This window comes from Blautia sp. HCP28S3_G10, assembly GCF_052065235.1.
In the GTDB taxonomy this organism is placed as follows: domain Bacteria; phylum Bacillota; class Clostridia; order Lachnospirales; family Lachnospiraceae; genus Blautia_A.
Map to the genome: position 1 here is coordinate 12,890 of NZ_JBQHUL010000042.1, position 15,826 is coordinate 28,715.

A 15,826-nucleotide genomic window follows, 5' to 3' on the forward strand; every position below is an offset into this window, starting at 1 on the left:
AGTAAAGGAGAGAAAAAACACTATGAAAATGAAAAAATTAACAGCAATGGGAATGGCAGTTATGATGGCAGCAACCATGATTCCGGCAGTACCGGCTATGGCAGATGGTGGCGGAAAAGTTTATTATCTGAACTTCAAACCGGAACAGGATGAAGCTTGGCAGAATCTTGCAAAAGCATATACAGAAGAGACAGGAACAGAAGTAACAGTTGTAACAGCAGCTTCCGGACAGTATGAGACAACTCTTCAGTCTGAAATGGCAAAAAGCGATGCACCTACACTGTTCCAGGTAAACGGACCTGTAGGACTGAAAAACTGGAAAGATTATTGCTATGATCTTACAGATGCTGAAATCACAAAAGGCCTTACATCTGACGCATATGAACTGAAAGACGGTGATGCAGTAGATGGTATCGCATACGTAATCGAGTCCTATGGACTGATCGTAAACAAAACCTTACTTGAAAAAGCAGGCTATACTCTGGACGATATCAAGAGCTATGATGATCTGAAAAAAGTTGCAGATGACATTCAGGCAAGAAAAGATGAACTCGGAGTAAAAGGCGCTTTCACATCAGCAGGTATGGATGGTTCTTCTGACTGGAGATTCAAGACACATCTTGCAAACCTTCCGATCTACTACGAATACAAAGAAGACGGAATTGATGACACAGATGCGATCAAAGGAACATACCTTGATAATTACAAAAATGTTTTTGATCTGTACATCACAGATTCTACCTGTGAAGGATCTGAACTTTCTGCAAAAACAGCAGATGACTCAAGAAACGAATTTATCAACGGTGATGCTGTATTCTATCAGAATGGTTCCTGGGAATACGCAGAACTGTCCAAGACATACAGTGACGATGAACTGGCTATGATCCCGATCTACTTCGGTGTAGATGATGAAAACGAAGGTCTTGCAACAGGTACTGAAAACTACTGGTGTGTAAACAAAAATGCATCTGAAGAAGATGTTCAGGCAACACTTGATTTCATGAACTGGTGTGTAACATCTGAAGCCGGAACAAAAGCAATGGCAGAAGATATGGGATTCACAATTCCTTTCAAAACAGCTCAGGCTCCTACAAATGTATTTGTAAAACAGGATGCTGAATACACAGAAGCAGGCCTGACACCTGTATCATGGAACTTCACAACAATGCCTTCCGAAGAATGGAAAAACGGTCTTGGTACGGCACTTACTGCATATGCAGCAGAAACAGGTTCCTGGGACGACGTTGTAAGCGCATTTGTTGATGGATGGGCAACAGAAAAAGCACTTTCTGAATAATCCGGAATAAATCAAACAGCAACAGGGAGGCAGATGTTCTGGCCTCCCTGTATTAACGAAAAGAGGGAGATTTTATGGTAGGAAAGACAATCAAAAAGTGGTGGCCGATTTTTGTACTGCCTACATTTGCAGCATTTGTGATCGGTTTCCTTTGGCCTTTTATCTGGGGCATCTATCTTTCGTTCTGTAAGTTCACAACTGTACAGGATGTGACTTTTGTAGGATTTTCAAATTATTCCAAGATTTTACTGGATAATACATTCAGTCATTCATTCTGGCTGACAGTTATCTTTGCATTTGTATCAAGTATCCTGATCAATGTGCTGGCATTCTTCATTGCGCTTGCACTCACAAAGGGATACAGAGGAACCAATGCATTTCGTACAGTATTCTTCATGCCGAACCTGATTGGCGGTATTGTACTTGGTTATATCTGGCAGACATTGCTGAATGGACTTCTTTCAAAATGGGGTCAGCCACTTCTGTCACTTTCTGCAAGAAATGGCTTTATTGGTATGCTGATTCTTCTGATGTGGCAGCAGATTGGTTATATGATGATCATTTATATTGCAGGACTGAATAACGTATCACCGGATCTGATCGAAGCAGCAAAGATCGACGGTGCTACAAACAGACAGATCCTGTTCAAGATCAAAATCCCGATGATCATGCCATCTGTAACAATCTGTACATTCCTGACACTGACAAATGGATTTAAGATGTTTGACCAGAACCTTTCTCTTACAGGTGGAGATCCTGGCAAGCAGTCACAGTTACTGGCTCTTAATATTTATGATACATTCTATGCAAGAAGCGGACCACAGTGGAAAGGTATCGGCCAGGCGAAGGCCGTTGTATTCTTCCTTCTGGTCATCATCATTGCGCTTGTTCAGCTTAGAGCAACATCATCCAAGGAGGTGCAGCAGTAATGGAAAACAAGAAAAAAAGTCCTCTTGCGACAATCATCCTTACGATCGTCTGTGTTCTCTGGATGTATCCGATTTTACTGATTTTTATCAACGCACTGAAGAAAGAAGCTGCTATTACCACAACTGGTGTATTCAGTCTTCCTAATTCCGAAACATGGAATGGCCTGGTAAACTTTGTAGCCAGTGTGACACAGATGGATTTTCTGAATTCTTTCTGGTACAGCCTTATTATTTCAGTAATGTCAGTTGTACTGATCATGCTTTGCTGTTCAATGGCCGCATGGTATATCGTACGTGTAAACGGTAAGCTTTCAAAAGTATTCTATTACCTCTGTGTATTCAGTATGGTAGTACCATTCCAGATGGTTATGTTTACACTTGCAAAAACAGCAGATACACTGAAATTAAATAATCCATATAATATCTGCATTATTTATCTTGGCTTTGGTGCCGGTCTTGCAGTTTTTATGTTTTCCGGTTTTGTAAAGGGAATACCACTGGAGATCGAAGAAGCTGCGCTTATTGACGGATGCACTCCACTGCAGGTTTATTTCAAAGTACTTATTCCGATCCTGAAACCAACAATCATTTCTACAGCAATCCTGGAACTGATGTGGGTATGGAATGATTACCTTCTGCCTACTCTGGTTCTTGATATCAAAAAATACCGTACTATCCCGATGGCTGTTCAGTACTTCCGTGGAAGTTACGGACACGTACAGATGGGACCTATGATGGCGAGCATCATGATAGACATCATTCCGATCATTATTGTATATCTGGTGTGCCAGAAGCACATTATTGAGGGTGTTGTTGCAGGTGCGGTAAAAGGATGACAGTTTCATAGTGTTGTTTTACTTTTATAATGGGTCCCCGGAAGTTTCCGGGGACCTCTCTCTATACTTCCAATCCATAAAATGGTACAATAGAAATAAAAACAGTAACACAGCAGAAATGGGGAGGAAACAGTATGATTCATGTTCTTATTGTGGATGATGAAAGAATAGAAAGAGAAGGTTTGAAATATCTGCTCTCTATGAAAGAAGGAGAGCGTGAAATATACGAAGCTTCTAATGGAAAGCAGGCACTTCAGATCATCCGTACAGAGGATATTCAGCTACTGCTTACCGATATTAAAATGCCGCATATGGATGGACTGGAGCTGGCGCGCAGGGCTAAGGAAGAAAAGCCGGGTCTTCAGATTATAATATTCAGTGGATATAATGATTTTACTTTTGCACAGGAAGCTATCCGGTATGGTGTTACAGAATATATTCTGAAGCCGGTAGATCCGGATAATTTTCATTCAGTAATAGAAAAAGTAGAAAAAGAAATTTCACTTCGAAAACAGAAAGAGACCAAGGAAATTAAAGAAAAAAATTTCCTTCAGCAGTATTTCCTTCAGGGTTATCTGTATTCCGGAAGCAGGGAAATACTTAACCGGGCAGCAGAACTTATTGATCTCGAAAAATGGGAAGGATGGCATTGTGCAATTCTGATAGAATCAAGTCAGGCCTTTTTTGATACAGCAGAAGAAAACCTTCAGGAAAAGCTGCAGAAGGAACTTCACCGTAAATTTTTTTACCTGAATCTAAATGCCAGACAGTCGCTTCTTCTGTTTCAGGATGTATATTGCGATTATCAGCTTGTAGCAAATCATATTTACAGCTTTCTTAAACGTAATTACATAAATCATTTTTATCTGGCAGTGAGTCGTAAATTTGAAGGTTATGAGTGCCTGCCGGGGATTCTTAATCAGCTTGAACAGCAGATGGAAGAAGAATTTTATCATCCGGAAAAGCATATTTATTCCAATGATGAGGATACACTGAATCTGTCTGTGGGGGAAGTACAGGATTCCCAGCTGATGCAGATGATATCAGAAGACATCAGCCGCAAAGATACAGAACAGCTCCGCAGACATTTCGACTGTCTCAAAGAAAAATATCATGACAATACACAGTATTCTGCCATGTATATTAAATTTGTATTTTCCAACGTGATACAGGAACTCTATCAGGAAAATCAGTTTTCTGGAGAGCGTCGGCTGGAAAAGGAAATAGAAAAACTGTACAACTGTCAGAACATTATGGAAATCATAAAAGTGACGGAAGATAATATAAGGGAATACGAGAAATTCCTGGAACAGTCCATGAGCGAATCAAGAAACGAAGTGGCCACTGTGAAAAAATATATTTATCAGCACTATGATGAAGATCTGAATCTGGAAATGCTTGCGGAAAAGGTATATCTTTCTTCCGGATATTTAAGCTTTATTTTCAAAAAAGAGACAGGAATGAATCTTAATCGTTTCATCCGTGTATTCCGTATGGAAAAAGCAAAGGAATTGTTGTGTAATACAAACATGAAAGTGGCGCAGATAAGTGAAAAAGTCGGTTTTGCCAATGTATCTTATTTCTGCCGTAGCTTCAGAGAGTATTACGGAAGCAGTCCGGAATCCTACAGGAAAGGAACGGGAGAGGATGAACAGACTCCTTAAAATATACAAAAACATGAAATACCGCCATAAACTGACGGTACTTCTGATTGTTGCCAGCCTTGTACCCATGACAGTCCTGGCACTGTACAGTCATATGCGTATGAGTACCTTTATCCGTAACAGTGAAAAAGAAGATATGCAGTCGATACTGGAACAGACGAGGGAAAATACGGACAGTCAGGTGGAAATCTATGCCAGTCTTTTGAATTACCTTACGTATTCACCGGATATTCAGGAGATTATTGAAGAGAAAAATATTGATAATTACTCTGCATATGAAAAATATACAGGAATAGCAGACCCGCTTCTTTCTGTACCGAAATCATATCACGATGCAATCAAGAAGATTCAGTTATTTGCAGACAGCATTCAGGTTGAACATGAGTATACCCTTGTTCCGCTGAAAAAAATACAAGATCAGTGGTGGAGTGATGACCTGGAAGATCAGGTACTGATCCAGTGGAGGGTAGATCTGGAAAAAAAAGAAGTTGCCGCAGTCAGGGAAATTTACGAAAATCAGAAACTGGAAGCTGCATTATGTATAATTCTTGATTATAACAAAGTGTTTCAGCCATTTACAAATATCCTGGAAAAAGATAACGGCGTGCTTATTACGGATGCAGAGGGTAATGTACTTTACAACAGAACCAATATTTCAAAACTGAAAAAAATGTCACCTGAGAATCATCAGGAATTTCTTGACGAAATAAAAAGAAACTGTGTCCTGACACAGAGCACCAGTGAACAGAATTACTGGAACTTTTATATGTACAAATCCCAGAGTGCGATTTCCAGATCAGTGAGACGACTTTTCCTTGAAGAAATTCCGCTGATCATTCTCTGCGCAGGTATCATTCTGCTTATCGGAACCGTATTTTCAAGGCTTTTTACAAGAAAAATCGAAGAGCTGACAGCAAATATGGACCGTGTGAATCATGGAAGCAGGGAGGTAACAGTTACCAGTAACTCGGAGGATGAAGTGGGAATTCTGATCCAGAGTTTTCGCAGTATGATGGATGAGATCAACCGGCTGATCGATGAGGTTTATGTCAATAAGATCGCGTTAAAAGAATTTGAGCTGAAAGCTCTGCAGGCACAGATCAATCCACATTTTCTTTATAATACGCTTTCTGTCATGAACTGGATGGCTATCCGAAGCGGACAGAAAGACATAAGCAAGGTTACACTTGCATTGTCTACTTTTTACAGAACCGCGCTGAGTAAAGGTGAGGACATGGTAACAGTAGAGACATGTATCCGCAACATGGAAGCTTATCTGGAAATACAGCTGGTCATGCATGATCATAATTTTACCGTAGACTGGGAAATTGATCCGGCAGTCAAAAATGAAAAAGTTCCGAAACTGCTTTTGCAGCCGGTAGTTGAGAATGCACTGGAACATGGACTGGATGAAAAAGAAACAGGTGACAAAAAGTTGTCGTTGTCTTTTGTTGATAAAGGTGAAGAAGTAGAAATTATCGTTAAAGATAACGGGCTTGGAATGGAACAGGAGAAAGCAGAGACTCTTGTTACTTACCAGGCCAAGGGATACGGACTGAAAAATGTAAATGATCGTATCTGTCTTTTGTATGGGGAAAAATATGCTATTCGGATATTCAGTGCCCCTGAAAAAGGAACTACAGTAATTATGAGATTTCCTAAGGAAGGAAAAAAACATGAAGTATAAGATGTTTTTTCTGGCGCTTGCCGCAGGTGTGTGTTTACTGTCAGGCTGTTCCGGAAATACAGTGAAGCAGATAAAAACGCAGACAGGGTCTGCAGGATATAAAAAAGATTCGGAACAGTGGATAAATGCAGCAGAAACGCCTTATGGTAAATACCCGGAACTGGTTACTTATACGCTGGGACAGATGAGTGGAGCCAACAATTCAAATCTTCCGGAAGGGAATACTTATGAGGACAATGCATATACCCGTTATCTCCGCAAGATGTTGAATATACAGAATGAAAATGTCTATATGGAAAGCGAGGACAGGTATGATAATTTGGTGAATATACTTGTTCAGGATCAGACAATTCCTGATGTACTTGTGGTTTCGAACAGGGAAACTCTGAAAGAACTTGTGGACAATAATCTAGTGGAAGATCTGACAGAAGCTTACGAAAACTGTACTTCTGATAAAATAAAAGAAATGTTTGACAGTTATGGAGGGGATCTTCTGGAAGCAGGAAAATTTGACGGAAAGTTAATGGCAATACCTGAAACTGTTGTAGATCACGGGCCGTGTCTGATGTGGTTGCGAAAGGACTGGATGGACCAGCTTGGACTCGAGGATCCGAAAACCCTGGAAGATGCTTATGATATCATAGATGAATTTGTAAAAAACAGAATGGGTACGGAAGAAGGAGAAACTCCGGTGGGACTCGTATGTGATACAGATCTTGTCGGAACAACAAGTTCCAGCTATTCTGTAGATCCGGTTTTTGATAGTTTCGGAGCAAGTCCAAAAAGGTGGATCAGCCAGAATGGAGAGATAACTTACGGATCTCTTACAGAAGAGACAAAAGAAGCATTGAAATGCCTCAGTGAACTGTATAAAAGGGGCACGATTGATCAGAATTTTGCACTGAGAGCACAGAATAATCTGCGTGATCTGGTGGTAAACGGTCAGTGTGGGGCTTTTTTCGGACTATGGTGGACGCCAAATAATCCGCTGGTTGATGTTTATGAAAAAGATCCGTCTGCGGACTGGCAGCCATATTATCTGCAGGCACCTTCAGGAGAGAATAAATATGCGTCTTTCCGGGACAATAAATATGTAGTTGTTCGGAAGGGGTATGAACATCCGGAAATCGTTATGAAAATTATCAGTGTACTTTTTGATTATACAAGATATGAAGCTGATGATGCAGATGAGGTGAATGAATATTTTGCTCTGAATGTAGATCCGACAGCGAGACCGTTAGTCATTAATGTAGATTTTTATGAGGCTACTTACCAGATTACAAGAGATATAAGAGAAGTTCTGTTTGGTTCTCGAAAAGAAGATTCGCTTACAGCAATTGAACAATCGTATTATGAGGCCAGTAATAATTATCTAAGAGGAACTTCGCGTACGGCAGAAGACTGGGCTGCATATAAGTCAAGGATATCAGCAGTCGGACTCCTGGTAGATGGAAATTACACTCCACCTGTCAGAAAATATCTGGATGATACAGATGGTGAGATACCCCAGTCCCTGCAGCAGCTGGAAAAGAATTCTTTTATCCAGATTATCATGGGGGAAAAACCAATCAGTTATTTTGACACCTTTGTTCAGGAATGGTACAGACAGGGTGGGGAAGAGCTGACTGAACATATTCGAAACTCCAATCCGGCAGAATAAATGCCGGATCAGAGTTTCAGGAGTTCGGACAGACGCTGGCGTTTTGTACGGGTATCACCTTCTATATGAAGTTTGGAGTAGATTCGGTTGGTGTACTGCTTGACTGTCCCCTCAGAAAGATACATGGCAGAAGCGATTTCACGGTTACTTAGTCTGCCGGCAATAAGGCGGGCAAGTTCTAGTTCACGATCTGTCAGGGCAGATGCGGCAGCAGGACGGCTCAGTGCACTGGAAAGTGTCACAGAGTTTTTACAGAAACGTTCACCAAGGTTGTGGATTTTCTGCTCAAAAGTGGAATTCCCAAGAAGTTCTTTTATGTAAATATAGTTTTCACAGAATGGAGCAGCGATTTCATCTGGTTCGGCCAGCTGGATCGCTGTTTTTATATATTCACGTGCTTCTTTGTGATACTGAAGAGAATTACAGGCGCCTGCTGCCTGAATCAGTACATGGATTTCACAGAGTGTATATGGAAAGTGTCTGCAGAGAGCCAGCAACGCATCTGTGCGGCCGAGAACTTCCACATAGGATTTCTGAGCCAGATATACCTGGTTTTCAATAAGAGCCATCATGGGTCTGGCAGGGTGCAGATAATGAATCTCATTCAGCCGATGTTCTCTGAAAATTTCCGGAATTTTGTCGGACAGACGGAGAAGCGCATAGTAATATGCACAGATGCTGTCGAAAATATTCAGAAAGAGTGCGTTTCCCATCAGAACAAGTTCAGCACGTTTCTTTTCCTGGAGAATCCATGGAGAAGGTGTTTTATCAAAAAATCCAAGGCGGAGAAACAGAAAATCGCAGCAGAGATCCATGTTTTTCTGAGCATTTCCTGATGTTTTCTGATGTGCCTTGGAAAGAACAACCGATGAGTTCAGAAAATTTCCATGTGCATATTCTGCTTCTGCTTCCATTATAAGTTCTGCGCCCATGCCATGACCTGAAGTGACCTGATAATAATAGGGCATTGCTTCATTCATAATATGGATTTCGTCTGCCAGTTTTCCGGATTCTCTGTGAAACATCATAAGAACAGAAGGAGAGCCGAAAGTCCAGGAGCCATAACTGCGGATGGATACTGCAGGACCGGACATCTGTTTGCAGGCACTTTTGTGAAGACGACTCATGGCAGCAATATTGTTATAACACAAAAAACTCATAATCAGATCACATTCGCCAAGAAGATTTCCACGTTCTTTATCTGAGAAAGAAGGATTATCCGTTACTTCGCAGATCAGAAGATCTTTAAGATGGAGCATTTGGGGAATTTTCTGCCAGGTAAAAAGTCTTCGCATCAGTACGAGGAGACTTCCGGGATGAGATCGGAGGATCTTTTCGGGGCATTGCTCAAGAACATGAAAAATATCTTCGGGACGCACAGAAGCCAGCATAACACCGGCGTCTTTCTGAACAATGCGGAGCCAGGAATCATAGCTGGAAGATTTTTCATAAAAAAGCAGTGCACGGAGATAGTCCTTGTGATTCTCGTAATACTGGCCGTAAAGTTCCTGGCATTCTTTTTGTCTGTCAGTTGAAAACTGACGAAAAAGAAGAGCGGCACAGTACTGGAGCATATGGTGAAAGCGGAATTTCTGTTCAGGGAGCCGTATAATAAAGGCATTATTTTCGGTCATCTGTTTCAGTATCTGTTCGGAGTCAGGAAGACAGGTCACAAAATTAGCCATTGGACCGGTAAATTCATCAGCAGAACTTAAACATGCAAGGAATATTTTTTCGGAAGATGAAAGTGGGTCAATGAGTGCCTCGGTTATCATATTATATATGTCATCATATTTGTCCAGAAGAGAGCCGCGTTGTGTATAGGTGCGAAGATTCAGATAAACAACGGAAAACCAGCCTTCACTTGTCTGGTAGAGCTGTTCTGCCTGTTTTTTTGTTATACGTATTCCGCTGCGGTGCGCATAGGAAAGAAGATCTGAAGAGGTTAATTTCAGATCTTCTGCACTGATGTGATGGATTTTTTTGCCGAGACGCAGAATATCATGACCGGTAAGAAAACGATTCCTGCCTGCTATGATCAGGTGAACATCAGAAGATGCAAATTCTGCAAGTGTGCAGAAAAGTTTAACTGCAAGGGAATCATTCAGCAGGTGAAAATCATCCAGGAACAGATAAGTACTTCCGGAAAAAGAATGAAAATGATCCGACAGGTGCTGAGCAAGAAGAATCACTTCTTCGGTGGTCTGAGGATACTGAAAATGCATGATATCCGGATCTGCTTCTTTCAGAGAGGCCTGAAAACCTCTCCAGAAAAGGGCAGTGCTGTCAGAGTAAATATTAATACGGAAAATCTGACAGTTGTTATCAGAGGAGGCCGTATCCAGAAACCAGTTTACAGCGGTGCTTTTGCCGTAGCCCATAGGGGCGATTACAGACGTGAGTGCATAGTCGGGAACAGAATTCAGAGACTGCTGCAGTCTGGAAGAGATAAAAGTCTGACTAAGTTCCTGTAAATGGTTCATGGAAGAGCCTCCTTGCTGTTATTTATACCAGAGTTTCAGGCATTTTACTTTGCGGTTTTGCGGATCTGTGATAAGTTTGCCCACGTATACTTTGATGCGTTTGGTTTTCCCTGGTTTCAGATTGACTTTGTGGTTTTTTGTCAGTGTTATGGTTTCATTCAGAGTCATGGTGTATCGTAATTTAACTTTTGTTATGGTTCGCTGAGAAGTATTTCTGAATGTAAGATAGTAATAGGTTTTTCCGGTATTCGGATTATAGGTATATCCGGAAATTTTTACTTTCAGCTGATTCAGCTTCGGAGCGGGCCGTTGAACTGTAAAACGGATTGATTTACGTTTTCCGTTCAGAGTAAATGTGATGGTTGCTTTGCCGGGCTTTCTGGCAGTCAGTTTTTTGCCGGAAACAGAGATTACACTTTTTTTATTTGATTTTACATTCTTAATAGAGCATTTTCCGATTCCCATCTGAAATACATAATTCGAAATATGTTTTTTCTGCTTCAAAGTTATAGAAGCAGAAGAAGGAACATAAAAAGAGGTTTTGTGGACCGTAATTGACTGTTTCGATGAGACACCGCGGTAAGTTACGATGCACTGTGTGGTTCCTGCTTTCTTGGCACGGATATGGAGCTGGAGGGAAGTACCTAAAAAGTCTTTTTTGGTCAGAGATACAATGGACGGATCTGAAAATCTGACAGAAACCTGCTCTGGCTGTACATATTCCCAATATGGTAATTCAGGATCAGAGATACTGAGAGAAAGCGTGTCATTGTCTCCGGGATAAAGAGGGTTTATGCTGTTGGGTTCCAGAGAAACCTTTGGCAGTTTCGGAGCTACAGGCTGTGGTTTTACTGGCGGTTTCGGAACAGCAGGTGAAGGTTTCGGTACTTCCTGAAGTGTGAAATCAAGGCTGAAAGTATATTCATCAATATTTCCGTCCCATTCATCTTCCTCATCAAGCGGAAAACTGAGTTTCAGTTCAGACGGATGGACATTGTAAAGAGTTCGTTTATCGCTATATGTTGTACTACCTTTATTATACATAGTAACGCTGTCACCGTCTACAGAATATATGATCCATTTCGGAAGAGTTGCCGGAGCCTGCTGTGGATTATCAAAGGAGACAGAAATACTTAAAGAATAATCTGCAGGGTCTGAAGACGGCATTTTAAGTTCTTCACGGTACATATCATCAAGAAAAGATATGACTTCTGTGCCCTTAAGGTGTACACCGTTGGTGAGCTGTTCCTGGATAATATCAGCCTGGACAGGGTTTGGAAAAAGCAGTGTTAGACATGCTGCAAGGAGCAGCAGAAGAATCCGGATGGGATAAAAAGTTCCGGACAGAGAATTGTTTTCCTTTTTCATATAAAAATCCCTCCTTTTTATTTTTATTTTATAAAAAAGGAGGGAAAGATTCTAGTAACTAAAGGTTATATTTGATTATTATATATTATTTTCCGAGATGCCAGATATCATTGTTATATTCCTCTATAGTACGGTCGGAGGAGAAAAAGCCGGCTTTGGCAATGTTGATCAGAGTACGGCGTGTCCAGTCTTCACGGTTATGGGCATAATCATTCATTGCCTGCTGTTTGCGTACAACATAAGCATTAAAATCAGGGAGTGTCTGGAACCAGTCTTTTCCGATCAGTTCATTCTGAAGGCGAAGAAGATTTTCCTGATTTCCGTATTTCATCATTTCATCACCGGTAAGAAAATCAATGGCACGGTGAAGATTCGGATCAGCTTCATACCAGTCACGGGAACAGTAATCACCAGCTGCATAACGGTGGATGACCTGATTGCTGCTCTGACCGAAGATATAGATATTTTCATTGCCTACTGCTTCACAGATTTCGACATTTGCGCCATCCATTGTACCAAGAGTCAGGGCACCATTAAGCATGAACTTCATATTTCCCGTGCCGGAAGCTTCTTTTGAGGCAAGACTGATCTGCTCGGAAAGATCACAGGCAGGAATCATTTTTTCAGCAGCTGATACGTTATAGTTTTCAACGAAAGCAAGCTGCAGCCATGGAGATACCTGAGGATCATTTTTGAACACGTCAGACAGTGTAAGGAGTGCGTGAATAATATCTTTGGCAATAACATATGCTGGTGCTGCCTTTGCACCAAAGATACTGACAAGTGGTACTGCAGGAACATGTCCTGCTTTGATTTCCAGATATTCATGAATAAGAAACAGAAGATTCAGCTGCTGACGTTTATATTCATGAAGCCTTTTGGACTGGATAGAAAACATGGCTTCTGTATTAAGGTGAAGTCCCTGTTTCTGCTCGAGCCATTTTGCAAGGGCTGTTTTGTTTTCCTTTTTGATCTGAGCAAGTCTGTCCAGAACTTTTTTGTTGTCTTTATAATCTAACAGTTTTTCCAGGCCGGAAGCATCTTTTTTGAAGTCATTTCCGATAAGAGATTCAATTTCTTCCGTAAGGGCAGGGTTACATTTCAGAAGCCAACGGCGGAAAGTGATCCCATTTGTCTTGTTGTTGAATTTCTGTGGATACAGATGATAAAAACCGGAAAGCTCGCTTTCCTTCAGGATTTTGGTATGCAGTGCAGCTACACCGTTGGTAGAGTGAGAAAAATGAATGTCCATATGAGCCATGTGGATAACCTGGTTATGATCAATGATAGCCAGATTTTCATCATCAGTGCGTGTTTTAGCCAGAGTATCCAGCTTTTCAATAACCGGGATAAGCTGCGGAACTACCTGTTCCAGATAATTCCGAGGCCATTTCTCAAGGGCTTCTGCAAGAATTGTGTGATTTGTATATGCGCAGGTGTCTGTGACGATCTGTACTGCCTCATCAAAGGAAATTCCTTTTTCTCCCAGAAGACGGATCAGTTCAGGAATAACCATACTTGGATGAGTATCATTGATCTGGATCGCTGCATAATCAGCAAGATCATGATAATCACATCCACGTGCTTCACATTCTGAAAGAATCAGCTGTGCACCGGCAGAAACCATCAGGTACTGCTGGTAAATACGGAGTAGTCTTCCATTTTCATCAGAATCATCAGGATAGAGGAAGAGGGTAAGATTTCTGGCAATATCTTTTTTATCAAAAGAGATACCTTCTCCAATGATTGACTCATCTATGGTATCCAGATCAAAAAGATTCAGGGTATTGGTGCGTCCCTCATAACCTGTTACCGGCAGTTTATAAAGTCGTGCCTGATAGGTATTTCCTGCAAGTGTTACCGGAAATACTGTGTCTGTGGCCTGAGCAGCACACTGATCTGTCAGCCAGAAATCAGGAGTTTCATTCTGGACATTGTTTTTGAAGTTCTGGTGAAAAAGTCCGCAGTGATAACGGAGGCCCACTCCATCACCAGGAAGGTCGAGGGTTGCAAGGCTGTCAAGAAAACATGCAGCAAGGCGTCCAAGTCCACCGTTTCCAAGACTCGGCTCCGGTTCCTGCTCTTCAATGTCAGCCAGGGACTTTCCTGCTTCTTTTAATATTTCCCGCACATCGTCATAAAGACCAAGATTGATAAGATTGTTGGAAAGCAATTTGCCTATAAGGAATTCAGCAGATATATAATAAAGTTTTCGACCAGTTACTTCTTTGGTCTGTTCTGCGCTTTTTTCATGGATTAGTTTAAGCAGCGCAGAATAGATTTCACTGTCTGCAGCATCTTTAAGGGATTTTCCACAGTAGTCATTAAGCTTCTGGAATAAATTTTTGTTCATGGAAGTTACTCCTTTCATATAGCGTAATAATATTTTACATCTGATATATTTATAGCATATTTTAACAGTCGATTCTTGCAAAAATAGGGCAAATAGTGATACAATCCTATCATATTATAAGAGAGGTACTGAATTATGGAGAGAGAATGCAGTATAGAATTTCAGGAAACAAAACAACATGGAAGCAGACTATTTCCATTTAATATATATCCCTGTACAATTCCACTGGATTTTCCATCTGTTTCACTTCACTGGCATAATGAGATGGAACTGATATATGTAAAAAAAGGAACAGGGACTGTTCAGATGGAAACTGAGAGTTTTAAGGGAAAGGCAGGCGACATTTTTGTCGTACCGCCGGGAACACTCCATGCGCTTCAAAAATCAAAAGGTTTTTCGATGGAATATGAAAATATTATATTTGAAATTGGATTTCTGGGTGCAGGAGCGGCGGATTTATGTGCTGGGGAATTTCTTGTTCCACTGGCTGCCGGAAAACTTCTGCCAGCAGTCTGCCTCAGCCCGGAGGATATAGGATATGAGGCGGTAAAAAAATGCCTTGCGCAGATGGAAGACCTCTGCAGATCGAGGGAAAAAGGATATGAGCTTGGTGTGAAGGCAGCTGTACTTCAGATGTTGTTTCTGCTTATAAGAAAATATCCTTATATAAAAGAAGTTTCTTCACCGGACAGGGAGAGGCTAAAAGAAGTATTGCAGGAAATTACAGAAAAAACCGGGGAAAATCTTACGGTTTCTTATATGGCAGAGTTTTGTGGATTCAGCTGCAGCCATTTTATGAGATGGTTCAAAAAGATGACGGGTGTAAGTTTTACTGCATATGTTAATGAAAGAAAGCTTGCAGCGGCAGCAGAGAAATTACGCCAGACAGAGGACAAGATACTTGCTGTTTCACAAGAGACCGGATTTCTGAATCTGTCAAACTTTAACCGTCAGTTTAAAAAAAGATATGGAGTAACTCCGAGAGAATATAGAGAAATGATAGGCATTTAACCGAATCAGGGAAGTTCCCTGCGTCAATTGCTCAGAATCTGTTTATCTCACTCAGAGTAACAGAAGAAGATGCAAATGCTGAAGCAGAAGAAACAACAGAAGATGCAGCAGAATAATGAAATGATAAAAAGATCATCAGCGATGGTGATCTTTTTTGGGAAAATTGAAAAAAAGTGTTGACAGCCCGGTTGGAAAGTGTTATTCTAACTGAGCTGTCGCAAGAAATTGTTTCTTCTGCATCAACAATTTAAAAAGTTTTGAAAAAACGAAAAATAATTGTTGACAAAGAGAAATGAGTGTGATAAGATAGCAAAGTCGCTTGAGAGAGCGGTACATCACTTCAAAAAAGTTTTGAAAAGACTTAAAAAAGTTCTTGACAAACAAAAAAAGAATGTGATAATATATATGAGCTGCCTGAGAGACGGCGCAAAGAACATTGATAACTGAACAGTGAAACACATACGATTCTCGAAAATTTCTTTAAATTAAATTTTTAAGAACAAACCTTAAAACAGTAAAACGGGAAGATAGCCAAGTG

General features: G+C 40.9%; 10 protein-coding genes. 7 read left to right on the forward strand and 3 right to left on the reverse strand.

Going from position 1 to position 15,826, the window contains the following annotated elements:
- Window positions 1-22 precede the first annotated feature (22 nt).
- The 6 genes from ACTNB8_RS14045 (at window position 23) to ACTNB8_RS14070 (ending at window position 8,073) form a co-directional block, all read left to right on the forward strand.
- Window positions 23-1,297 (forward strand): ABC transporter substrate-binding protein, encoded by a 1,275-nt coding sequence (locus ACTNB8_RS14045; RefSeq protein ID WP_441055698.1) that lies wholly within the window; start codon window positions 23-25, stop codon window positions 1,295-1,297.
- 74 nt (window positions 1,298-1,371) lie between these two features.
- The gene (locus ACTNB8_RS14050; RefSeq protein ID WP_441055700.1) at window positions 1,372-2,226 is read left to right on the forward strand and encodes a carbohydrate ABC transporter permease; all 855 of its coding nucleotides are present in this window, start codon (window positions 1,372-1,374) and stop codon (window positions 2,224-2,226) included.
- Complete coding sequence (locus tag ACTNB8_RS14055) at window positions 2,226-3,062, forward strand: carbohydrate ABC transporter permease (protein ID WP_441055702.1); 837 nt, start codon at window positions 2,226-2,228, stop codon at window positions 3,060-3,062. The genes ACTNB8_RS14050 and ACTNB8_RS14055 overlap by 1 nt, the downstream gene beginning before the upstream one ends.
- A gap of 134 nt (window positions 3,063-3,196) precedes the next feature.
- On the forward strand, window positions 3,197-4,726 hold the full coding sequence (locus ACTNB8_RS14060; protein WP_441055704.1) for a response regulator transcription factor: 1,530 nt from the start codon (window positions 3,197-3,199) through the stop codon (window positions 4,724-4,726).
- Complete coding sequence (locus ACTNB8_RS14065) at window positions 4,710-6,413, forward strand: histidine kinase (RefSeq protein WP_441055706.1); 1,704 nt, start codon at window positions 4,710-4,712, stop codon at window positions 6,411-6,413. The genes ACTNB8_RS14060 and ACTNB8_RS14065 overlap by 17 nt, the downstream gene beginning before the upstream one ends.
- Complete coding sequence (locus tag ACTNB8_RS14070) at window positions 6,403-8,073, forward strand: extracellular solute-binding protein (protein WP_441055708.1); 1,671 nt, start codon at window positions 6,403-6,405, stop codon at window positions 8,071-8,073. Before ACTNB8_RS14065 ends, ACTNB8_RS14070 begins: the two co-directional genes overlap by 11 nt.
- An 8-nt stretch (window positions 8,074-8,081) precedes the next feature.
- Here the strand turns inward: ACTNB8_RS14070 and ACTNB8_RS14075 are convergent, their stop codons facing one another.
- From ACTNB8_RS14075 to ACTNB8_RS14085, 3 genes are all read right to left on the reverse strand, one after another.
- Window positions 8,082-10,556 (reverse strand): LuxR C-terminal-related transcriptional regulator, encoded by a 2,475-nt coding sequence (locus ACTNB8_RS14075; protein ID WP_441055710.1) that lies wholly within the window; start codon window positions 10,554-10,556, stop codon window positions 8,082-8,084.
- Between the two features lie 18 nt (window positions 10,557-10,574).
- A complete protein-coding gene (locus ACTNB8_RS14080) occupies window positions 10,575-11,924 on the reverse strand; it encodes a hypothetical protein (protein ID WP_441055712.1) in 1,350 nt (449 codons plus the stop codon).
- An 85-nt stretch (window positions 11,925-12,009) separates the two neighbouring features.
- Window positions 12,010-14,277, reverse strand: coding sequence for a glycogen/starch/alpha-glucan phosphorylase (locus ACTNB8_RS14085; RefSeq protein WP_441055714.1), 2,268 nt, complete (start codon window positions 14,275-14,277; stop codon window positions 12,010-12,012).
- Between the two features lie 135 nt (window positions 14,278-14,412).
- Between ACTNB8_RS14085 and ACTNB8_RS14090 the strand changes: the two genes are divergently transcribed.
- Window positions 14,413-15,288 carry a helix-turn-helix domain-containing protein gene (locus ACTNB8_RS14090; RefSeq protein ID WP_441055716.1) on the forward strand — a complete coding sequence of 292 codons (876 nt, stop codon included), beginning with the start codon at window positions 14,413-14,415 and terminating at the stop codon, window positions 15,286-15,288.
- Window positions 15,289-15,826 lie beyond the last annotated feature (538 nt).